Genomic DNA, 22,381 nt, shown 5'->3' with positions numbered 1-22,381 from the left:
TTTAGCCAACAATGTTTACAATTTTCCCAGGAACTACGATGACCTTCTTAGGGGTTCTCCCTTCTAATTGTTGTTGGGTTTTTTCATGGGCCATAACAGCCGCTTCGATTTCCTCTTTGCCCATGTCCATAGGAAGTTCCAGTTTAAAGCGCATCTTCCCATTGAAGGAAATGGGGTATTCCTTGCTGCTTTCCACCAGATACTTTTCCTCGAATTTTGGGAAAGGTGCTGTGGAAATGGACTCCGTGTGGCCCAATTGCTCCCAAAGTTCCTCCGCGATATGTGGCGCATAGGGCGAAACCAAAATGGCCAAAGGTTCCAAGATGGCCCTGGAATTGCATTTCTGCGCTGACAATTCGTTGACACAGATCATAAAGGTCGATACCGAGGTATTAAAACTAAAGTTTTCAATATCCTCCTCTACCTTTTTGATGGTTTTGTGAAGGGTTTTTAAAGCCTCCCCCTGCCCCTCCGATGGAGGGGTGTCCGTTACATAAAATTCTCCGTTAGGACCGGAGTGATAAAGCCTCCAAAGTTTTTTCAAGAAGGAATGCACCCCCGTAATCCCTGCCGTGTTCCAAGGTTTGGACTGCTCCAAAGGCCCCAGGAACATTTCGTACAACCGTAGACTGTCCGCCCCATATTCTTCACAAATGGCATCTGGATTGACCACATTGTATTTGGATTTGGACATTTTTTCAACCTCACGATAAACTTTCCCCAAAGTTTCTTTGGTCATTTTTTCATTCGGTATAATATTTTCACCATCAAAAAAGTGTGCACTTCCAATTTCCGACAACCTAGCATCATCCTTTAAGTCTAAAAATCTAAATTCATTTTTAAGATTAACAAAATCAACATTTATTTGAGTCGATTTAAAGGCTTTGTAATATTTATCGTATTCACTATTGTCAGGATTAAAATCTTGGTGATAACTCAGTCTTTCATCCAAGAAAGACGATATTTTTTTCGGTAGTTGACCTAAGCTCCCCTCATTTTTTTCTAAGCTTTCATACAGTTCTTTGCTCACAATAATTTGGCATTGTCCACTTATATCTTCATTGCCATTTCTTAATCTTCCCTCAATAATGTTTACAAATGCACTTTCACCAGTAATCATCCCCTGATTGATGAGTTTTTTGGCAAACTCATCTTTGGGCACCAAACCTTTGTCGAACATGAACTTTTGCCAGAAACGGGAATACAGCAAATGGCCTGTCGCATGCTCGCTACCGCCTATGTATAGATCCACATCCTGCCAATAGTTGATGGCTTCTTGAGAGAAAATGGCCTCGTCGTTATGCGGGTCCATATAGCGATTGAAATACTGGGAACTCCCCGCCCAACCCGGCATGGTGTTCAACTCTAAGGGAAAAACGATTTTATGGTCTATGCGCTCATTGGATACCACTTCATTATTTTTAGTGTCCCAAGCCCACTCCGTAGCATTGCCTAAAGGTGGTTCCCCTGTTTCCGTAGGCAGGTACTTTTCTACTTCCGGTAAGGTAATGGGCAAATATTGAGTTTCGATTATCTGAGGTATACCATCGGCATCATAATAGACCGGAAAGGGTTCGCCCCAATAGCGTTGACGGCTAAAGACGGCATCGCGCAAACGGTAGTTCACTTTGCCCTTACCCTGACCCAATTTTTCCAATTCGGCTATGGCCATTTTGGCAGCTTCCTTGTACCCCAATCCGTTCAAAAACCCAGAATTCTTCAATACAAATCCGGATTTTTCGGCATAAGCTTCTTCGGAAATATCCACTCCCTCGAATATGTTAGGAATAGCTATCCCAAAATGGGTCGCAAAATCGTAATCGCGCTGGTCGCCGCAGGGAACGGACATCACCGCTCCCGTACCATAACCCGCCAATACATAATCACCGATCCAAATAGGTACGGGTTCCTTGGTAAAAGGATGCTCGGCATACGCCCCGGTAAAGGCTCCTGAAATCGTCTTTACATCCGCCATACGGTCGCGTTCGGAGCGCTTTGCCGTAGCCTCGATATAGGCCTCAACCTCAGCTTTTTGTTCAGGGGTGGTGATTTGGGACACCAATTCATGCTCCGGTGCCAGGGTCATGAAAGAAACCCCAAAAATGGTATCGGGGCGGGTGGTGAAAACTTCAATCCCCCTAGCCCCCAATGGGGGAATATTGCGTTCATTTAAATTCCTTTGAATTTTAGTTAAAACGGTATCCAGATCGCCTATCACCTCTTCATTTCTAAACCGTAGGACTTCAAATCCTTGCTGATTTAACACTTCTGTTCTGGATGCATCGGCTTCTATTTGTGAATCATGGATACCACCATCGACCTCTATCACCAAATTTTTGGAAAGACACACAAAATCTACAATGTAGTCGGCTATTAAGTGTTGTCTCCTAAATTTGAAGCCCAGTTGCTTAGATTTTAAACCATCCCATAAAACTGACTCGGCTGCAGTAGGATTATTTCTCATTTCCTTGGCCCTTTCCAATAATAAATGTGAATTGTTTCCGCCCGTTAAATAACCCGGTTTGGTTCCTTCCCCTATGGGGAAGGTTAGGATGGGGAAAGTTACCGAGGCTCCTTCAGAACGCCCGATCCAATTGGTCTGGGAATCCTTTAGAGGCTGTGGCCAGTCGATTTTGTCCAGCCCATCCAACAATCGCTGGGCATAAGCGGTGATGCGCATGCTCCATTGCGTCATTTTCTTTCGGATAACGGGATGTCCCCCACGCTCAGAAACTCCGTTCACAATTTCATCATTGGCGAGCACGGTCCCCAAAGCCGGACACCAGTTGACCTCACTTTCGGCTAAATATGTAAGCCTATATTTTAATAGAATCTCCTGTTTTTCTTTGGAAGAAAAAGAATTCCAATCCTCCGCTAAAAAAATTGGAGTATCATCATCACAAACTGCATGGACGCTTTTATTACCTTCGGTTTCAAAAATCTTGATCAGCGTCTCTATATCCTCGGCCTTATCGGCATCGGTATTGTACCAGGAATTGAACAATTGAATGAAAATCCACTGGGTCCATTTATAATAGCTAGGATCCGAAGTACGTACCTCCCTACTCCAATCAAAGGAAAACCCCAATTGGTCCAACTGCCTTCTGTAGGTTTTGATGTTCGCCTCGGTAGTAATGGCAGGGTGCTGCCCGGTTTGAATGGCATATTGTTCCGCCGGCAGACCAAAGGAGTCATATCCCTGCGGATGCAAAACATTAAATCCTTTGTGTCTCTTATAACGGGCATAGATATCACTTGCGATATACCCCAACGGATGGCCTACGTGGAGTCCGGCCCCAGAAGGATAGGGAAACATATCCAACACATAGAACTTCTCCTTGTCCGATACATTTTCGGCTTTAAAGGTTTGATTATCCGCCCAATATTTTTGCCATTTGGCCTCAATTTCATTGAAATTGTAATTCATTATCTCTGTACTATATGGTTGGTCCAAACCAATTTATGCCATACGGCTTTATCATTTTGGACCTTAGTTTTGTTAGGGCACAAAAATAGGCCTATTCGACGAAAGTTGAAAAGATATTGACGAATTACACCTATAACTTCATTGAACTAAAAAACCGGTACTTTCTATACCAAAACCGTATCTTTAATTCCGTGAATACACTAAGTCCCAAATACTTTATTTGTTTTCTTCTCTTCCTATTTTTGGTCTCTTTGGAAGGAAGGGCCCAGCTCGGTTTTTGTACTGGTAGTTCCGGAGACCCTATTTTTACCGAAGACTTTGGTTCTGGTATTGTAGATGGCCCCGCATTACCACCAGGAACCACCACCTATAATTTTACCACAGGAACGCCCAACGACGGTGACTATACCATTTCCAGCACTACCAATTATTTTGACTGGCAGAATTTAGAGGACCATACTCCTGGAGACAATAATGGAAAGGCATTTATTGTCAACGCAAGTTTTACGGCCGGCGAGTTTTATCAAAGACAGGTGGTAGGTCTTTGCGAAAATACCACCTACGAGTTTTCATCTTGGTTGGTAAACTTACAGCCCCAAGGAGGGTGTGAGGGAAATAGTATCCCTGTAAACGTACGATTTCAGATATGGGACGAGACAGATACAAATCTTTTGGCCCAAGGAGATACGGGAAATATTCCAGCACGTACAAACGCCGAGTGGGAACAATATGCACTGGTCTTTCAAACGCTACCAGGACAGACTTCCGTTATCCTCAAAATGCGAAACAATAGTAATGGTGGATGTGGAAATGACCTCGCCATAGACGATATCGTATTTAAATCCTGTGGGGATTCCGTATCGGTCACCACAGACCAATCGGAAGATTTTATCATTACTTGTGAGAACCAAGGGGCTATTGGCGCAACCTTGATGGCCAATCCAGACAATTCCATTTTTTCGACCCATGCCTACCAATGGCAGGAAAGTACAGATAATCAAGTTTGGACCGACATTCCCGGTGAAACGTCCAATACCTTTACCACCCCACTGGTAAATTCGACCCGTTTTTACCGTGTAAAAGTTGCGGAAGATGCCATCAACGTGTCCAATGATCTTTGTAATGTGCTATCGGATGTATTCGAGATCAATATCGTACCCATTCCGCCGCCGCCAATAAGCAATGGAAATAGAGTCGCCTGCGAAAATGAAACCGCTATAGTATCCGTACAAAGTCCGCAAATTTATACGGTAAATTGGTACGATGCCCCTGCGGGAGGCAACCTGCTTTTTGAAAACAGAAGGGAAATCTCCCCAACAGTTGCCGGTACATATTACGCAGAAGCAAATTCAAGTGAAGTTGATTGTCCTTCGAATTCCAGAACTGCAGTCACCCTGACCTTTAATCCTTTACCCCCCGTTTTTGATAGCAAGGTAACTTTTTGCGAGGGAGATGCGGCAATGTTATCTGCTGAAATAGATAACGTAACCTATGCCTGGAGTACTGGAGCGTCAACGCGTGATATTTCCGTTAGCGCTCCAGGAGAGTATTCCGTTACCGTAACGGATGTAAATGGATGCTCCAACACGCGAACCATTATTTTGGAACAGATCGATGCACCTAGATTGGATTCGATTACTTCCAACGGACGCTCCATCATCGTTGCCACCCAAAATTCTGGGGGTTTTGAATATTCCTTAGATGGAATTAATTTTCAGGACAGCCCCGTTTTTGAATCAGTTACGGGAGGACCGTATACCATTTCCATTAGGGACAAGACCAACTGCGGCATCATCACGACCGATTATCTACATATTGTTGTCCCCAATTTCTTTACACCGAATGGGGATACCTCCAATGACTTTTTAATTCCGGAAGGAATCGAGTCCTTTAACCATGTGGAGCTTTCCATCTTTGATCGGTATGGGAAATTGTTAAAATTTGGCAGCGGTGGCAATGCCTCTTGGGACGGAAACTTTTTGGGGTCGCCCATGCCCGAATCGGATTATTGGTACCGTATAAAATTGGACACCTTGGTACGTACCGGGCATTTTACCTTGAAGCGATGATAGTTTTGGGTTTCATGATTCATTGTATCTGTTCGTTTTTATTTTTATTTGTCGGTCATATCTAATTCCCTATGCAACTTCTAGTTGCGTATCACGATTTGTTATGGCTCATGTCACATTACTTTTCTATTTTTACATCACTATCGGTTACTTATGAGCAAAGCATTTGAAAGATATCAGAGAAGAAAATTGATTTCGTCCTATTTCTCGGTCGTATTGAGTATTGCCTTGGTGTTGTTTCTATTGGGTATCCTAGGTCTTCTGGTACTTAACACCAAAAAAATGGCCGATCGTTCCAAAGAGCAGATTACTATTTCCGTATTTTTAAAAGAGGATGCGAAGGATATGGAGGTGGAACAATTGCAGAAAACCTTGGCGATGTCTGAATACACCAAGTCTGCCACCTATGTATCCAAAGAGGAAGCGGCCGCCCAACACAGCAAGGAGATAGGAGAGGATTTTGTGGATTATTTGGGTTATAATCCGCTCAAGAATTCCATAGATGTTAAATTAAATGCCGATTTTGTCACCGCGGAGAAGGTTGCGGAAATCGCAGCCACCCTTGAAGAAAAAAGCTATGTGGACGAGGTAAGCTATGACCGTGTATTGGTAAGTATGGTCGCCAAGAGCGTAGAAAAAATAGGGTTTTGGATTTTAGTTGCCAGTGCCATTTTTACCGTAATCGCGGTTTTGTTGATCAACAGCTCCATACGACTATCCATTTATTCCAAACGCTTTATTATCAAGACCATGCAAATGGTTGGGGCCACCAAGAGTTTTATTCGCAAACCATTTATCTGGCAGAACATAAAGTTGGGAATGTTGGGGGCCCTCATTGCACTTATTGCCATAGCGGGGGTCATCTATTATGTAAACACCAATTTTCAAGATTTGGGACTTTTGGAAGACCCCATGATACTAGTGATTCTTTTAGTAGGTGTGTTTCTTTTGGGGATGATTATTTCCTTGCTCAGCACATACTTTGCCACCCAACGTTTCTTAAATCTAAGAACAGACGAATTATATTATTAAATTTGCCCTATGAGCAAAAAGGACAAAGTGGAACAGGCCCCAAGACGTGAATTTATTTTTCAGAAAAAAAATTACCTCTTCATGTTCATTGGCGTTGCGTTTTTAGCATTGGGATTTATATTGATGAGTGGCGGCGGTAGCGATGACCCGAACGTTTTTAATCCGGAAATCTTTAATTTTAGAAGAATCCGTTTGGCACCTACCCTAGTCTTGATAGGACTGGGAATAGAGGTCTACGCCATATTATTGAATCCTCACAAAAAGAAAGACTAATTTGGATATTTTAGACGCAATCATTCTCGGAATCGTTCAAGGGCTGACCGAGTTCCTGCCCGTTTCCTCAAGCGGACATCTGGAATTGGGCAAGGCTATTTTGGGCGACAACTCCGTTCCCGAGGAAAGTTTATTGTTTACCGTAGTATTACATTTCGCCACGGCTTTAAGTACCATAGTGGTGTTTAGAAAGGATGTTTGGGAAATCCTTAGAGGACTATTTCAATTTAAATGGAACGAGGAAAGTCAATTCACTGCCAAAATCATCGTTTCCATGTTACCCGCCGTTTTTGTAGGCCTCTTCTTTGAGAAGCAGTTGGAAGCCTTTTTTGGGGGCAATGTTATGTTCGTTGGTTTTATGTTGCTTATAACCGCCATACTATTATATTTTGCCGATAAAGCAAAGGATACCGGTAAAAAGGTTGGCTTTGGTAGTGCGTTTATCATTGGAGTTTCCCAGGCCATCGCCATGTTGCCAGGAATTTCGCGGAGTGGAGCCACTATTTCTACCTCCGTACTGTTGGGCGTAGACAAATCCAAATCCGCTAGATTTTCCTTTTTGATGGTGGTGCCGCTGATATTCGGTAAAATTGCAAAGGACCTAATGGGTGGCGAACTCACATTGAACGGAGAAAACAATTTGGCTATGGGAGCAGGCTTTTTAGCCGCTTTTATTGCAGGATTGGCCGCATGTACCTGGATGATCCGCCTTGTTCGTAAAAGCAAACTTTCCTACTTCGCCATCTACTGCCTGATTGTTGGGCTTATTGCCATCATCTACGGACTAACGAATAGGTAATCCATAAAACAGAAACCGTAATGGAAATCTTGACCAAGGAAGATTATTTGAATGGTCAGCTTATACTCATAGACAAGCCTTTGGGGTGGTCCTCCTTTCAGGCGGTGAACAAGTTAAAATGGGCCATCCGGAAAAAATTCGGCCTTAAAAGAATCAAGATTGGCCATGCAGGTACCTTAGATCCTCTCGCTACCGGACTTTTAATTATCTGTACCGGGAAGTTTACCAAAAAAATTCAAGAATATCAGGGACAATCCAAAGAATATACAGGCACGATCACGTTGGGCGGCACGACGCCCTCCTTTGATTTGGAAACCGAAATAAACGAACGTTTCCCTACAGCCCATATTACCGAAGACCTGATTACTAGAACCACATCCCAATTTATAGGGGAGATTGAGCAGGCCCCTCCGGTTTTTTCGGCCATTAAAAAAGACGGGAAGCGCTTGTACGAATATGCCAGGGAAGGGAGGGACGTTCCCATCCAAAAGAGAAAGGTATTGATCCATTCCTTTGAAATAACGGATGTTCGATTGCCCGAAGTCGACTTTAGAATCTCCTGCAGCAAAGGAACTTATATACGTTCCATTGCCCACGATTTTGGAAAGGCCTTGGATTCGGGCGGGCATCTGTCCAAGCTCAGAAGAACCAAAATAGGTGATTTTACCGTAAATATAGCCCAGGATCCATCGGATTTATCGGAACGGATTTTGCAGTAATCGTTATATCGATGGATTTTTAGTAAATTCCCGTTCGTCGATTTACTGAAATATTTTTAGAAAAAATCGGTTATATACACATGAATTTCAACAGACAACATTTATCCTTTTTGATTACCCTATTTTCCATGGGTATCGTTGTCTTGACGTTATACAATATCCACTTGGGCGGCCAAGAGGAAGATGATGACGACTATGTGGTGGAAATGGTCTTGGAAGAACCCGAAGAACTTACAGAGGAAGAGCAGGAGATCCTTGAAGAACTTGCCAAGGCCGAAGCCATAAAAAGTCATATGGCCTTTAACGAAACTGCCAAACCCAGTGTTGACAACCCGGAACCCTTGCAGACCTTGGAGGAAATTATGGAGGAAAGGGCCATGGAAAATAATGGGGAACTTGCCGAAAACCTTATGTCTGATGGGGATTTTGTGGAGAGGGTCAAGGAACTGGCAAAAAAAAGGGAGGAAAAAAAGCAAATGCTCGGTGAAAAGGAAGCAAAAAAGGAGGAATACACGAACTATTTGGCCGAAAGGCGTACCTCCATTTCCTTCTCGTTGGTCGATAGAAATGGATACCGATTACCTCCACCAATATATACCTGTATAGAAGGCGGAAAAGTAGTTGTCAATATAGAGGTGAATAACCTAGGTCAAGTGACGGATGCCAGTTTCAATGAAAAAAGTTCCGGAACATCCAACGGCTGCCTTGTGGATAATGCTATTGCTTATGCTTATAAGGCGCAATTTAGCACTTCCGATAAACCAAGTCAAAAAGGCACGATTACGTATCTATTTCAAGGCAAGTAGCAACAACAGATCCTCAAGGATACTCTGCCCCTTATCCTTATTATACCATATTTGAAGGCTTTCCCGGAACGCAGCGGTCAAGGTCCCATGCTCCATTTTAAAAGCTTCAACCAGTTGGGTCGCTTTAGTAGAACGGGGGCCCCAGGTCCCTAAAATTCTATTGGTTTGAGGTTCAAGCTGGACGAGCTTGGGAATGGACCATGCGCCGTTCGTTAAAAACCGTTGCATGAGTTCTGGATGTTCATCCCTTAGAATAATTTTCAACGCAATATTGGGGTTGATTTCTGTAATCTTGTGCATTACGGGCAGTGCGGGAGATGCGTCACCGCACCAACTTTCAGTAAATACCAACCAATTCACTTCGTAGGAAAAAGATTGTATGGAGTCTATATCGGCTTCAGAAAATGTAAGGGTCTTGTCCCATCGCTGCATTCTCCGTGCGTTCAACTTTGTATAATTTATATAGGCATCCGTAGGTGCTTCTCCTGTAGACTTTCCCTCGTTCGCCATGGTTGTCATGAGGTCCGAATATTGTTGATAGGTAAAGGCTACTTTAAGGGCTTGGGCCAAAGATGTTTTCTCAAATACGTCCATATGAATGAAAATTGACATTGAGTTTATTGGTTGGAAATATACCGCAAACCTTACAATCCAATAATATCATTTTAAGTAAATCATCTAAGAACAGGTCTAGAAGGCGTTCGTAGAATATATGTTTTAATTTCAAGATAGGCCTATGGATATTAGGTACTTTGGCAGTAAAAATAAAAAAAGGCTGGTCTTAAAGAAGAGTCAAGACCAGCCCAAACCAACCAAACCAAACAAAACTCAAATACCCGAATAAGGGTTAAAATTCTTAGGCAAATAAAGGGAAGTATCAAAATCCAAAATTACTTCTTCTTCCTCTAGGGGGTTTAGCGAATCAAGGTTTAACTCCATTCCAAAATAAGGATCAAAATCCGGTGAAAGAAACAGGTAGGGATCAAAACCTAAATCTACCTCATGTTCTACCTCGGTCAAGGATAATCCCTCATTTAGAGTGAATTGGGGGGTGCCGCTTAGGCCATTAGAGTCCATTAACTTGCATACTATGGAACCTTCGCTATTTATAAGTTCAACATTTCGATCCACGTCGTTGGCATGGACCATTGAAAAAGTTACACACGAAATCAACAAAAAATAAAAATTATTCTTCATAATATTTAATTAATAATATGATGCAAAGATAATGTCGAAGCAACAGATTTAAAATACTTACTACGTTAATTGAGTGTTAAACTTTCTTTTTTGATAGTATTACTATCATTTTATAGTCCTTTTCTTTATCATCCCTCCCCTCGTATCGTTTATTTTACTCATAACCACGAAGGCTTTGGGGTCGATTTTTGAGATTTCAATATTCAATTTTCTTATCTCCAATCTTGTAATGACCGTAAAAAGCACATCATACTCATTGTGTACACCATTTTTTCCGTAGCCCCCTTTTGCCTGATATATGGTTACTCCCCTTCCTAAAACGTTCGTGATCATTTCCCGAAGCTCCTCACTTGAATCCGATATAATGGTAACCCCGGTATATTCCTCGATACCTTCTATTACAAAGTCCAATGTCTTAGATGCCGCCAAGTACGTCAGCATCGAATACAGTGCAGATTCTACGGAAAGTAGATAGGCCGCTGCCATAAATACCAAGATGTTAATAAGTATAATAATGTCTCCTATGGTAGTTCCCAGCTTTCTACTGAGATAGATAGCCAGGATTTCAGTACCGTCAAGAACGCCACCCCCACGGATTGATAGCCCTATTCCCGCCCCAAGAAAGAAACCTCCAAATACAGCAACCAAAAGTTTGTCCTGAGTGACTTCAGGAAAATCCAAGGTTACCAAAACCAGGGCCAAACCCATAATGGCCAAAGAAGTCTTGATGGTAAACTGTCTTCCTATGACCTTATAGCCTAAAAAAATGAACGGAATATTGACCAAAATGATCAGAACATATAAAGGTATTTCATAGACTTCTGCCATTAGTAGGGAAATACCTGTGGCACCTCCATCAATGAATTGGTTTGGCAAAAGGAAACTTTCCAGTCCAAAGGCCGCGGATAGGATTCCACCTGCCAAAAAAAAAGTATCCTTCACCAATAATTTTACATTGGGACCAATATTAAACGGAGATTGTGCCATGAAAAGAATCTTTAAAGGTTTTCAGGGTTTACCGCCAAACTGTTAAAAAGCTTTGCCTTGGCCGTATAGTATTTGTTCTGTACGGCATTTTGTTTTAGCACAGCATCTATCAATTTGCTTTCCCTTGAATTGATAAGGAAAAGGGAACTTTCCCCAAAACTGAACTTGCGCTCCTCGGCGGTCAAAAGGCTTTGATAGTTTGTGACAATATCCTGTATCAGTTGGTTTTGATTATCAAATGAGTCCAACTCATTGTATATGGCTATTACCTTGTTCTGAATTGCCACTTCAGCATTGTCCAATTCGAACTGGGCATCTTGTAATTTGATTTTGGCCAATCTTAAGTCACCACGCTCCTTTCTTAGAAACAAAGGTAACTGAAAGGTTACCCCACCCTTGTAAAAATCCGTTTGAAATGAATTTGCAAATTCTGGTGTTTCCGTAAGAAGATTGTACTCAAGGTCGATGGCTGGTAGGAGCTTGTTCGTTTTCAATTGTTTATCCACCCGCAGTCCATCTACCTTAAAGCCAAGGCTTTTCAATTTTGGATGATTTTCTAACGAGAAACTGTCAAGGGGTTTGCCCAATATCTCAAAAGTCTGGTCTATCTCCATATCAAGATCCTCTTCTGGAATGACATTGGGTTGTAAGTTTACGGGTATATTGTCCCCCAACCATAAAAAGTTGGACAGTTCCATAGATTGGTTGACCAAGGTAACCTTTGCCTGCTCCAATTCAAGGGCCCTATTTTGAACGGCAATTTTGGCCTCTACCGTATCAATGGCCGGTATATCTCCTGCAATGGCACTCCTTTTAATTCCCACAAACCGAATTTGCGCGTTATCCAGAAAATTGGAGTACACCTTACTGTCCCTATAAGCCTGTAACCACTTAAAATAGGCCAGGGACGCATCGAAAAGGATTTGGTTGACCAGCAAATCACGGTCGGCCTTACTTTGTTCCCTAAAAAACTTGGCCCTTTTTAGGGTCGCCATACGTTCGTTTATCCACGAACCACGTCCCAAGGACATCGCTACCCCGGCACTGTAGAGTCCATTTTCAGGAACGGATTCCTCCGGATTTATAAATGCTCCCTCATTTTGTTCAAAGTTTCCCTTGAGTTCAATGCCGTACCACGTGGGTATCTTAAAAGTTGCGTTTAAACGGTCATAGTATTCCGTACCCTTAAAATCCTTTCGTTCGTAGTCCACATCCAACTTTGGGTCAAAACCGCCCCTCGCCTTTAAGAGATTGGCCTGTCCTGAACTCAAGGCCAATTCTGCCTGTTTGGCAATGGGATGGAACCTTTTGACATACCCAAGATATTCGTTGAACTTAAGGACCAACGTATCGCTCTGCTGTCCATTCACCAAAAAACTACTACAAAAAAGTAGGCTTAGGATAAAATACTTGTTCATATTTATTTTTTGACCGGTTCCCCTTGTGCTCCCTCAGGTTGGTAATAATTGGGAGGGAATCCATTTAACTGTCTCCATAGTTCAAACCAAATAGGAACATCCTCCAGCAAGGCAATGGTTCTTGCGCCAGAACCCACCCGTATGGCGTCTGGCCAAGGATGATCATCTTCGTCAGGAGCTACCAGAATACGATATTTTCCATTGGAACTTATAAAGGTTTCTATGGCAACGACCTTACCCCCGTAGGTTCCATAGGATACATTGGGCCAGCCACTGAATACAATCACAGGCCAACCATCGAACTGAATTCTAATTTTTTCCCCTAAATGAATCAATGGAAGGTCAATGGGTTCTACAAATGTCTCTACGGCTACATCGTAATCTGAAGGCATGATACCCACCAATCGATCACCCTCCTTAAAGGTCTCCCCAATTCCCGCCTGAATAGCCTTGTTTATAAAACCATTCTGCGGAGCACGGATGTAATATAGATCGTTCCGTATTTCATAATTGGTCACTTCACTCTCCAACTTATTGACCTGTGCCTCAGAATCAAATTGATTTGACTGGGCCGTAAACATATCGCTCTGGGCCTTGGATATCTTGTCCGTATACTCCGCCTGTACCCTGTTGATTTCAACCTCAGAATTGATTACCTCATTCTTGGCCGCCAGAAGTTTATTTTCTTGGGATATCAATTTTGCCTGAGCCTCTTGAAGTTTCATTCGCTTCTCTTCAACATCGGTAACCGCCTTTAAACCTTCACTTTCCAGTTGTTGTGTACGATCGAACTGTCTTTGGGCTATTAAAATATTTGTCTTTGCCGCTTCCAGGTCGATACTATCGCTCTGAACCTTAAGTTTGGCCTGCAACAGCTTATTTTGGGCCTGTTGCAATTTGAGTCCCCGTTCCTTGACCAAGGCTTCGATTTGTACATTGAGTGCCTTTACCTTTCCTTGGTATGAATTTACCGAGGCCTCTTTTGCCTTTAACTGATTGCCGGTTCTTTCCACCAATCTTGGATCAAAATATTCATTTTTAATTTCCGAAATAAACAGTATGGTATCCCCTTTTTTTACGTAGTCCCCCTCCCGTACGAACCACTTCTCTATTTTACCTGGAATAGGGGATTGAATCGTCTGTGGGCGTTGATCGGGTGTCAGGGTAGTTACAGAACCCGTTCCCGTTATATTCTGAGTCCAGGGCAAAAAAAGTATTATAACTCCAATGATGGCAAAAGTCAAAAGGAATCTGTTGAAATGCTTATAGTGTCTCTGATGAAACACTTTTTGCACAGAAATAAAGTGCTCAATGGAAACACTTTTATTTAGTTTATTGTGTGAAATGTTCAACATAACCTTATTTATATTTTTCGTTTACAACCTTACCCTTTTCCAAAGTAACCACACCATTGCAGTACTTGGACCATAAATCGTTCTCACTAACTACTAAAAGTGCCCATCCATTTGTAGGGTCTGTCAAAAACTGGATTATTTTTTCCGCTTCCTCTTTGCCTATCTGATCCAAGGGATCCTTTAACACTAGCAACTTAGGCTTGATTACAATACTTCTGGCCAGTACGATTCTTTTTGAAATGGTATATGGAATCTGCTTGCCTTCCGGATAAATAATCGTTTGAATCCCATTAGGTTGTTCCTTGACAAAACTGGTCAGCCCTACTTTTTCCATGGCCCAATATATCTGTTCTTCAGAAATCGACTTGTCCCCAAAAGTTATATTATCAAGAATGGTTCCCTCAAAAGGGGATTCCTCCAATAAGGATTGCCCAACGTGAGAACGATAAAAATTTAGGTTCATGCCCTTTAAAGAGGCATTGTTGACATAGACTCCACCGGAATCGGGTTCCAGAATACCGGCTACTACCCTTAAAAAGCTCGTCCTGCCAGAATTGCGTCCCCCTTTTAAATGTATTATACTTTTGGGTGTGATTGTTAGATTGATGCCGTTGAGGACCTTTTTGCCGGTATCGGGCAGGCTATAATGCACATTATCCAATTCTATGTTAAAACCCTCCCCTTCTACAAAAGGTCTTTCCCCATCTTGCGTCTCCAATTCCTTATCCACTACTTGTCCCATTTTTTCCAGGGAAGTAAGCAGGTCATAAAATGTTTCTAGGCCCAATATCAATTTCTCGACGGAATTTATAACCAGTAGAATTATGATTTCCGCTGCAACAAATTGGCCTATATTCATTTCTTGATTCAAGACCAACAATCCACCAATCAAAAGTAATCCGGCAGTAACCAATACCTTAAAACCGATCATTTGAATCAATTGTATGACCAAAATCCTAAAATGGCTTTCCCTGGCTTCCAAATATTTGGAAACTAGTTTGTCATTTTTGTCAATTGCATGGGAAGTTCTACCTGAAAGCTTAAAGCTTATGATGGACCTTGCGACCTCCTGTATCCAATGGGCCACTTTGTATTTGTTCTTGGATTCATCCAAACTGGTATCCAAACCCTTCTTTGCGGTGAACCTGAATACCACATAAATAAGTCCCAATAACAAAATACCATAGATTATGAAGAATGGGTGGTAAAAAGACAGCAACAATAAACCAAAGATTATTTGCAACAGGGCAGCCGGAAAATCAATTAATACCTTGGATAGCGATTTTTGAATCGTAAGGACATCGAAAAAACGATTGGCCAGCTCTGGCGGATAATAATTATAGAGTTCCTTCATTTTTATTTTGGGAAATCTATAGGCGAACTCGAAAGACGCCCTTGTAAATATTTTTTGCTGAAGGTTTTCAATAATACGTATCTGCATTAACTGCAATATACCAACGAAAACTACCCCTAAAGTAACCAGAACTACTAGCACGATCCATGAAGTACTGATCTGAGCACCTTGAATCAAATTGATAATGGCCTGAATTCCTAGCGGAAGGGAAAGACTCACAAGACCCGCAAAGATAGCGTAGTAGAAAATTTGAAAGACATCTCGCTTATCCAAACGCAACATACCCAGTAGCCTTTGCCAAGGGGTCAATACCTCTTTATTCATTTGAGTCTTGTTTTAAAACATTGAAAACCAAGTTTGTTAAATATTCAGTAGGTGTTATATCACCGCCACAATCCGTCATGGAAGAAAAGTGGTCCTTAAGAAAATGTTGGTGCAGGGCACCGCCTAAAATGGTACTGGCCAAACTAGAAGGGTATTTATAATCTGGATTGTATTGCCTGATCATTTCACTCAACCTTTTTGCCAAGCGCTTGTAGCTGGCAAAATATCCTTCCTTATCTTCCTCGTCTACCTCTTTGGTCAAATAGGATTTGGAATATTCGTTAATTACGATTTGGTTCAACAATACCTCATTGATGTGGGAAAAATTGGAATCTTCGGTAATCTCGCGCGTAATCATATAGATGGCCTTTGTCAATTTATCATTGGGCTCTGGAATGTTGTGTGTGGCGAATACCAGTTGGTACTCCATCCAACCCCAATACCAAGAGGTCAAATAAAGCAACAATTTGTGTTTGTTCTCAAAATAGCGGTAAATGGAACTTTCGTTCGATCCAATTCTCTCGCCCAATTTTCTAAAATTAAATTTTTCGAAACCAAGCTCCCCCATCATTACAATACTCATCTTTACAATGGATTTTCCCAGTTCCGAAGATTCTGGATCTTTGACAAACAACTTGTCGTTCACGCGAATTTTTACACCTTGAAAAAGCTCTTCCATTCCAAAATTTTAATAATTAACACCCGCTAATATAATAGCATTACTATTATATATTGAAAGTTTAACCTTTTTTAACAGAAGTTATACTTTTATATCCAAAGGGTTTTATATTTTTGAATTGAAAGTTTGATGGGGATATTCTGAGAATATGGTAAATTAAAAGATGAATATTTTTCAAATATTTATTTTCAGGTCCTATCAGACTGGTTTAACAACCTGATTATTAACCCAAAAATGAAAGAACTATGAAACATTTATTATCATTATTAACATTATTTTTAGTCTCTTTTGGTGCTTTTTCCCAAACAGAATCGGCCGAAATTAAGGTTGGAGATATATTCAGTATTCAAAAAAGCAGCAACCTGCCCTTTGACCACATTCATTTTCCAAAGGCAAATTTTATCATAAAACGTGGAGGCGTTGCCGATTATAAAGGTCTTGACGATGTCAAGGTAAAGGTTGTGGAATTACTGGACGATGGAATGGCCAAGCTTACATCGGTCAATGGAAAAAAATTCTTTAATACGTATAAATATGTTAAGGCCGATATGACTCAAGCCCTTGAGGATGGCGAGTTGCAATACCTTGATTTGAGAAGCAAATCGACCGTAGCTACGAATTAGTCCCTCCTCATAGATAAGTGCCTCTGCCCTTATCTATTATTTGGGAACAAATACCGAAACAAAAATCCCGCCGCAAAAATTCTTGTAGCGGGATTTTTTACTTTTGCCCTAAAGGTAGATCATGTATGAAAGCAAATCAAGATGAACCAAAACGATGCGGTTGGTGTATGGGCGACCCATTATACAAAGCCTATCATGATACGGAATGGGGCGTACCTGTGATGGACGATGCCACACTTTTCGAATTTCTCGTATTGGAAACCTTTCAAGCGGGACTTAGTTGGATTACTATCTTAAGGAAACGAGAGAATTTTAGAAAAGCATTTGATCAATTCGACTACAAAAAAATAGCCCTGTACGATCAAAATGAAATAAACGAAGTTTTAGAAAACGAAGGTATCATTAGAAACAAGTTAAAGGTACATGCAACGGTTTCCAATGCCATTGCCTTTATGGAAATCCAAAATGAATTTGGAAGTTTTAGCACGTATTATTGGTCATTCGTAGACAACAAACCGATAAAAAATAAAGTTTCCAATTATAAGGAAGCCCCTAGCACGACGCCTCTTTCAGATACCATAAGCAAGGATTTAAAAAAAAGAGGCTTCAAGTTTGTGGGGAGCACCGTGGTCTATGCCATGATGCAGGCGACCGGAATGGTTAATGACCACGAAACAAGTTGTTTTAGATATGAAGAGATATAGCCCAGTTCTAATTTTTTTACTCCTTATAGGATGTTTTGTAAACGCCCAAAACAAATATGAGCGGGAATTTAGAATACGGAAATCACAGTTTCCACCAGCAGCCATTGGTCTTATTAAAGATAGACTGGAAGACTCCAAAAGAATCAAATACTACAAGGAAACGGATAGCACCAAAATCAGTTATGAGGCCAAGTTTAAAAAAGATAGGCTATGGTATAGTATTGAGTTTGATAAAGAGGGAACCTTGGAGGATGTTGAAATCCTAATCAAAGAAGTGGATATCCCTTCTGAGCCCATGCAGGAAATAAGAAAGTATCTAGATAAATCCTTTCGCAAATACCGTATCAAAAGAATTCAACAACAATATCCAGTTTCCAAGAAAGAGACGAAGGAGAAAACGATAAGTAACGCATTTCAAAACCTCATTCTACCCGGCATAAACTATGAATTCGTCGTGGCGGGAAAAAAGGACAAGGAATACTTTGACTACGAACTGCTTTTTGGGTCCGATGGTAGTTTTAAGAAAATGCGTAAGTCCCTACCCCCCAATTACGACCATGTCCTGTATTAAACGTATTTCCGTACTACTTTTTCTGATTGTTTTTATGGCCCCATCCGTGAACTTGGCCCAAGACAACCTTACGGGCTATTGGAATCCACAGGTGGCCTTGAATTATGATGTAACGCCCAATTATTCCCACAACTTTTCAATTGAAAACCGGTCCTTTCTTTATAGGGACTCCGATGTTCAACTTACTGTCAGGCAAATTGACATCAACCATTTTTCCAATCTTAAAACAAGGGACAACCAAAGTGTTGGTTTTGGCATAAAATATAGGATCCGAAATTCCTTTGACAACAACGCCAATAACGAACTCCGACTCACCCAACAGTTCAACGTCACCTTTAAAAATGGAAGTATCCGGTACGGAAACCGATTTAGGGCAGAACAAAGGATTACCAACGAAAATACGGTTCATAGGTTTCGGTATCGTTTCGCGATAGATTTTCCATTGAAGGGCGAAGAACTTGATGTTGGCGAACCATACCTGGTACTCTCCACAGAGGCCCTTTTAAGCGTAGGTAAATCCATGAATCCAGAATATGACCAGAGGATAACGCCCAAACTAGGTTGGATCCTTAGCCCAACGACCAAATTTCAGATTGGAGGGGAATACAGGGCGGAAAATTACTTACATACGACAGAAAATGTATTGTTCTTTTTAACAGAACTTGTCCTAAGCCTTTAATTGTTCCATAAAAGATTCCCTGGAAATTTCCCTGGCACCCAGACTTGATAAATGGTCCGTGTACAATTGGCAATCTACAAAACGATACCCTTTTTCAAGCAAATCATGGGCAAGCCTTATAAAGGCTAACTTTGATGTATTTGATTTTTTACTGAACATGCTCTCGCCACAAAAAACATGGCCAAGATCCACACCATAAAGACCGCCCACTAAACTGCCCTCCTCCCAGACTTCGTAGGATTTTGCAATTCCTATTTCGTGTAGTTTGATATAGGCAGACTTCATTTCCTGAGTAATCCATGTGCCCTTTTGCCCATCCCGCTTTATAGCGGAGCAGTTTTCCACAACGCTTTCAAAACAGGTGTTTACGGTAACACTGAATTTATCGGACTTGATCACTTTGCGCATGCTTTTCGAAATACATATTTCTTCTGGGTAAAGCACCATTCTTGGATCGGGGCTCCACCACAAAATCAGGGAGTCATCATTGAACCAAGGAAAAATTCCACTTCTATAGGCCAGTAGCAGTCTTTCTGGGGAAAGGTCGCCGCCAACGGCCAATAACCCTTCTGAATTTGCCCTTTCTACTGGCGGAAAATACAGTTCCTGGTCCAAAAAATAAATAGCATTTTGTCCTCGCTGCAAGGTAAATTCTTTTCTTTCAAATTACACAATAGTCCAAAAAATCGAAAACTTGTTTAACCTTTTCAGATCGAACAAGTTTTCGAATATCGAAGTAATTATAAAAAATAGCTTTCGTCAATCTATTTAAAAAGGCAAATCATCATGGTCCTCCTCATTCAAATTGTCGGCAGGTTCAAAGGCCTCCATTGGAGGTACAGGTGGCATTCCCTCTGGTTGAGAAGCTGCCAAACTTTCAATTCTCCACCCTTGTATGGAATTGAAATACTTGGTTTCGCCTTGTGGATTTACCCATTCCCTACCTCTTAGATTGATGCTGATCTTTACATCCTGCCCAACCTTGTAGTTGTTCAACAAATCACATTTGTCCTGTACAAACTCTACCATAATATGTTGGGGGTACTGTTCATCTGTGGTTACAACAACTTCACGCTTCCTAAAACCGTTATTACCAAATGTTTGGGTATCCCCAATCAATTTTACCTTTCCTTCTATTTCCATCTTAATGCTCTTTTAATAAACAGAAACCAAAAATAAACAAAATGAATGGGGAAATAAAGAATTTCTTGGAACCAACTATCCTCTAGGCAACTCATTATGGCATATCACCGGTTTCATTTCTGCCCAAAAATCTAAAATAGATCCCGAAAGCTTTCGGGACTGTATTTTGCCTAACCCGAATCCCGAAAATTTGCGATTCGACCACTCCGAAGGAAAGGTTAATCCGAAAACCCTGATACAGCGCATCATGAAATGATCTAGATAAACTCCCGAGCACAACAAATAATTACATTTTAGGTTATCTTTAATAGTATAAAATTTCTGGATGAATTTTAGTCCTAAAAACAAGACTACGAACATATTCCTTGTTATTGGCTCCTTTATCGTGGTGAGTTTGATTCTTTGGAATACCAATAGCTTTTTTAAGACCTTCAAGGAGGAAGAGCGTTTAAAGATGGAGATTTGGGCCACGGCCCAATCAGAATTTTTACAATCTGCGGAAGACGTTGATTTAGGAAGTCTTCATTTAAAGGTTTTCCAAAACAATACCTCAACGCCCATGATCCTTATAAACAAGGATAGTTCCATAAGGACCAACAATATTCCTTCTGAGTTGGCTACCGATTCTTTATACATTTCCAAAAAGTTACAACAGTTCCAGGATGAGAACGTTCCCATCTCCATAGATCAGCAGGGAGAACATTTGGCAACACTCTACTATGGTAATTCTGAAGTATTGAACAAATTGAAGTTTTACCCCATCGCCCTGTTATTGATTATTCTGTTGTTTGGGGCCGTTATTTACTTTCTTTTTAAAACGAACAAGGCATCGGAACAGAACAAACTGTGGGCCGGAATGGCCAAGGAAACGGCACACCAAATTGGCACCCCACTTTCCTCCCTTTTAGGATGGAACGAGCTTTTGAAAACCGAGAATATAAGTACGGACATCACGAAGGAAATAGAAAAGGACATTGCGAGGTTACAGACCATAACGGAACGGTTTTCAAAAATTGGCTCCCTCCCAAAACTGGATGCAAGCGACATTGTTATTGAAACCAGGAACGCCTATGATTATCTTAAAAGAAGGAGTTCCAAACTGATTCATTTTTCCTTTAATTCAAAGGTCGACAATGCACAGGTTTTATTGAACCGATCGCTCTATAATTGGACCATTGAAAATTTGGTAAAGAATGGCATCGATGCAATGAAAGGCAAGGGAAGCATCGCCATTGAGATCGTTCCCAATGGGAAACATGTGAACATCCTTGTGGCCGATACCGGTCACGGAATCCCCAAAAGTAGTTTTAATACTATTTTTAACCCCGGCGTAACCACTAAAAAACGAGGATGGGGACTTGGCTTATCCCTTGTAAAAAGAATTATTGAGGAATATCATAACGGTAAGATAAAAGTGCTCTCCTCAGGAAAAGAAGGAACCATCATGCAAATCACACTTAAAGTACATCAATAATCATGGCAAAGGAAAAACTGAAAGTAATTAAGGAGGCAGACTTGAACAATAATTGTCCCGAGTGTTTTAATCAGGATTTAAAGCTCACTTTTTACCAAAAGCACACCTACGGTGCCTTCTTCCATAAGACTACGAATGAGATTACCAATCAAATTGTTTGCAGAAAGTGTAACTCCATGATCTATCCCGTCAAATGGACCGATGATATTGAACGTATGTTCGACTATTATCAGAAAACCGTCGTACCGGAAAAAAAATCCGCAAAACCTACCTTCCTATTTTTTATTATTCTTTTGCTGATGATCGCGATTGTGGGTATTGGGGTCTACTTCTTTTTGGGAGGAACGATCAAAGTTTAGAAGCGATCGCCTCAGCTACCTGCTTAAATTCCTCTTCCGATAGTTTTACCTTAATTTGAAAAGTAGCGTCCTGCATGGAGTTCAAAGGAATCAAATGTACATGTACGTGCGGCACTTCCAGGCCAATCACCGTTATCCCCACCCGTTTACATTCCACGGCCTGTTCAAGGGCCTTTCCAACCTTTCTGGAAAATGCCATAAGCCCCATATAGGTAGCCTCGTCCAAGTCCAATATTTTATCTACCTCAACCTTGGGGATACATAGGGTATGGCCTTTAGCATTGGGATTGATATCCAAAAATGCCAAATAGTTTTCATCTTCAGCAATTTTGTAGCAGGGTATTTCTCTATTTATGATTTTAGTGAATAGGGTTGCCATGGTTCAGGTT

Annotated in this window: 23 protein-coding genes; 12 read left to right on the top strand and 11 right to left on the bottom strand. The window is 41.2% G+C overall.

Features of this window, described 5'->3' with window-relative positions; all coding sequences use genetic code 11:
* Position 1 precedes the first annotated feature (1 nt).
* Positions 2 to 3,427: a leucine--tRNA ligase gene (locus DZC72_RS07255; RefSeq protein WP_125222173.1), complete on the bottom strand. Its 3,426-nt coding sequence runs from the start codon at positions 3,425 to 3,427 to the stop codon at positions 2 to 4.
* Positions 3,428 to 3,618: 191 nt separating this feature from the next.
* Between DZC72_RS07255 and DZC72_RS07250 the strand changes: the two genes are divergently transcribed.
* The 6 genes from DZC72_RS07250 (at position 3,619) to DZC72_RS07225 (ending at position 9,125) form a co-directional block, all read left to right on the top strand.
* A complete protein-coding gene (locus DZC72_RS07250; RefSeq protein ID WP_125222172.1) occupies positions 3,619 to 5,496 on the top strand; it encodes a T9SS type B sorting domain-containing protein in 1,878 nt (625 codons plus the stop codon).
* 153 nt (positions 5,497 to 5,649) lie between these two features.
* Complete coding sequence (locus tag DZC72_RS07245; protein ID WP_125222171.1) at positions 5,650 to 6,528, top strand: cell division protein FtsX; 879 nt, start codon at positions 5,650 to 5,652, stop codon at positions 6,526 to 6,528.
* Positions 6,529 to 6,537: 9 nt separating this feature from the next.
* The gene (locus tag DZC72_RS07240; protein WP_099544652.1) at positions 6,538 to 6,801 is read left to right on the top strand and encodes a DUF3098 domain-containing protein; all 264 of its coding nucleotides are present in this window, start codon (positions 6,538 to 6,540) and stop codon (positions 6,799 to 6,801) included.
* 1 nt (position 6,802) lies between these two features.
* Entirely contained in the window at positions 6,803 to 7,600 is a 798-nt protein-coding gene (locus DZC72_RS07235; RefSeq protein ID WP_125222170.1) for an undecaprenyl-diphosphate phosphatase, read from the top strand.
* 20 nt (positions 7,601 to 7,620) lie between these two features.
* On the top strand, positions 7,621 to 8,319 hold the full coding sequence (truB, locus tag DZC72_RS07230) for a tRNA pseudouridine(55) synthase TruB (protein WP_394340624.1): 699 nt from the start codon (positions 7,621 to 7,623) through the stop codon (positions 8,317 to 8,319).
* Positions 8,320 to 8,399: 80 nt separating this feature from the next.
* Entirely contained in the window at positions 8,400 to 9,125 is a 726-nt protein-coding gene (locus DZC72_RS07225; RefSeq protein WP_125222169.1) for an energy transducer TonB family protein, read from the top strand.
* Here the strand turns inward: DZC72_RS07225 and DZC72_RS07220 are convergent.
* The 7 genes from DZC72_RS07220 to DZC72_RS07190 all read right to left on the bottom strand — a co-directional run bounded on the left by DZC72_RS07220 (position 9,108) and on the right by DZC72_RS07190 (position 16,439).
* Positions 9,108 to 9,737 carry a thioredoxin family protein gene (locus tag DZC72_RS07220; RefSeq protein ID WP_125222168.1) on the bottom strand — a complete coding sequence of 210 codons (630 nt, stop codon included), beginning with the start codon at positions 9,735 to 9,737 and terminating at the stop codon, positions 9,108 to 9,110. The two genes, DZC72_RS07225 and DZC72_RS07220, sit on opposite strands and share 18 nt — an antisense overlap.
* A 216-nt stretch (positions 9,738 to 9,953) precedes the next feature.
* Positions 9,954 to 10,322 carry a hypothetical protein gene (locus DZC72_RS07215; RefSeq protein WP_125222167.1) on the bottom strand — a complete coding sequence of 123 codons (369 nt, stop codon included), beginning with the start codon at positions 10,320 to 10,322 and terminating at the stop codon, positions 9,954 to 9,956.
* 105 nt (positions 10,323 to 10,427) lie between these two features.
* Positions 10,428 to 11,309 carry a YitT family protein gene (locus DZC72_RS07210; RefSeq protein WP_125222166.1) on the bottom strand — a complete coding sequence of 294 codons (882 nt, stop codon included), beginning with the start codon at positions 11,307 to 11,309 and terminating at the stop codon, positions 10,428 to 10,430.
* Positions 11,310 to 11,320: 11 nt separating this feature from the next.
* Positions 11,321 to 12,727 (bottom strand): TolC family protein, encoded by a 1,407-nt coding sequence (locus DZC72_RS07205; protein WP_125222165.1) that lies wholly within the window; start codon positions 12,725 to 12,727, stop codon positions 11,321 to 11,323.
* A gap of 2 nt (positions 12,728 to 12,729) precedes the next feature.
* Positions 12,730 to 14,082 carry an HlyD family secretion protein gene (locus DZC72_RS07200; protein ID WP_125222164.1) on the bottom strand — a complete coding sequence of 451 codons (1,353 nt, stop codon included), beginning with the start codon at positions 14,080 to 14,082 and terminating at the stop codon, positions 12,730 to 12,732.
* 4 nt (positions 14,083 to 14,086) lie between these two features.
* Complete coding sequence (locus DZC72_RS07195) at positions 14,087 to 15,760, bottom strand: peptidase domain-containing ABC transporter (RefSeq protein ID WP_125222163.1); 1,674 nt, start codon at positions 15,758 to 15,760, stop codon at positions 14,087 to 14,089.
* Positions 15,753 to 16,439 (bottom strand): TetR/AcrR family transcriptional regulator, encoded by a 687-nt coding sequence (locus DZC72_RS07190; RefSeq protein ID WP_125222162.1) that lies wholly within the window; start codon positions 16,437 to 16,439, stop codon positions 15,753 to 15,755. The genes DZC72_RS07195 and DZC72_RS07190 overlap by 8 nt, the downstream gene beginning before the upstream one ends.
* Positions 16,440 to 16,684: 245 nt before the next feature.
* Between DZC72_RS07190 and DZC72_RS07185 the strand changes: the two genes are divergently transcribed.
* From DZC72_RS07185 to DZC72_RS07170, 4 genes are all read left to right on the top strand, one after another.
* On the top strand, positions 16,685 to 17,062 hold the full coding sequence (locus tag DZC72_RS07185; protein ID WP_125222161.1) for a hypothetical protein: 378 nt from the start codon (positions 16,685 to 16,687) through the stop codon (positions 17,060 to 17,062).
* Between the two features lie 125 nt (positions 17,063 to 17,187).
* Positions 17,188 to 17,766, top strand: coding sequence for a DNA-3-methyladenine glycosylase I (locus tag DZC72_RS07180; RefSeq protein ID WP_125222160.1), 579 nt, complete (start codon positions 17,188 to 17,190; stop codon positions 17,764 to 17,766).
* Positions 17,753 to 18,337, top strand: a complete 585-nt coding sequence (locus tag DZC72_RS07175) for a hypothetical protein (protein WP_125222159.1) — start codon at positions 17,753 to 17,755, stop codon at positions 18,335 to 18,337. The genes DZC72_RS07180 and DZC72_RS07175 overlap by 14 nt, the downstream gene beginning before the upstream one ends.
* Positions 18,324 to 19,016 (top strand): DUF2490 domain-containing protein, encoded by a 693-nt coding sequence (locus DZC72_RS07170; protein ID WP_125222158.1) that lies wholly within the window; start codon positions 18,324 to 18,326, stop codon positions 19,014 to 19,016. Before DZC72_RS07175 ends, DZC72_RS07170 begins: the two co-directional genes overlap by 14 nt.
* Here the strand turns inward: DZC72_RS07170 and aat are convergent.
* On the bottom strand, positions 19,005 to 19,640 hold the full coding sequence (gene aat / locus DZC72_RS07165) for a leucyl/phenylalanyl-tRNA--protein transferase (protein ID WP_125222636.1): 636 nt from the start codon (positions 19,638 to 19,640) through the stop codon (positions 19,005 to 19,007). The genes DZC72_RS07170 and aat overlap by 12 nt on opposite strands.
* A 144-nt stretch (positions 19,641 to 19,784) precedes the next feature.
* Positions 19,785 to 20,159 carry a DUF3127 domain-containing protein gene (locus DZC72_RS07160; RefSeq protein WP_125222157.1) on the bottom strand — a complete coding sequence of 125 codons (375 nt, stop codon included), beginning with the start codon at positions 20,157 to 20,159 and terminating at the stop codon, positions 19,785 to 19,787.
* A gap of 325 nt (positions 20,160 to 20,484) precedes the next feature.
* Between DZC72_RS07160 and DZC72_RS07155 the strand changes: the two genes are divergently transcribed.
* Together DZC72_RS07155 and DZC72_RS07150 are read left to right on the top strand one after the other, a co-directional pair.
* Entirely contained in the window at positions 20,485 to 21,633 is a 1,149-nt protein-coding gene (locus DZC72_RS07155; protein WP_125222156.1) for a sensor histidine kinase, read from the top strand.
* Between the two features lie 2 nt (positions 21,634 to 21,635).
* Complete coding sequence (locus tag DZC72_RS07150; protein WP_125222155.1) at positions 21,636 to 21,992, top strand: hypothetical protein; 357 nt, start codon at positions 21,636 to 21,638, stop codon at positions 21,990 to 21,992.
* On the opposite strand, the gene DZC72_RS07145 is transcribed toward DZC72_RS07150, so the two are convergent.
* Positions 21,982 to 22,371, bottom strand: coding sequence for an HIT family protein (locus tag DZC72_RS07145; RefSeq protein ID WP_125222154.1), 390 nt, complete (start codon positions 22,369 to 22,371; stop codon positions 21,982 to 21,984). The genes DZC72_RS07150 and DZC72_RS07145 overlap by 11 nt on opposite strands.
* Between the last annotated feature and the right edge of the window lie 10 nt (positions 22,372 to 22,381).

The organism is Maribacter algicola (assembly GCF_003933245.1).
Lineage (GTDB): Bacteria > Bacteroidota > Bacteroidia > Flavobacteriales > Flavobacteriaceae > Maribacter > Maribacter algicola.
This window is presented reverse-complemented; position numbering and strand designations above follow the sequence as displayed.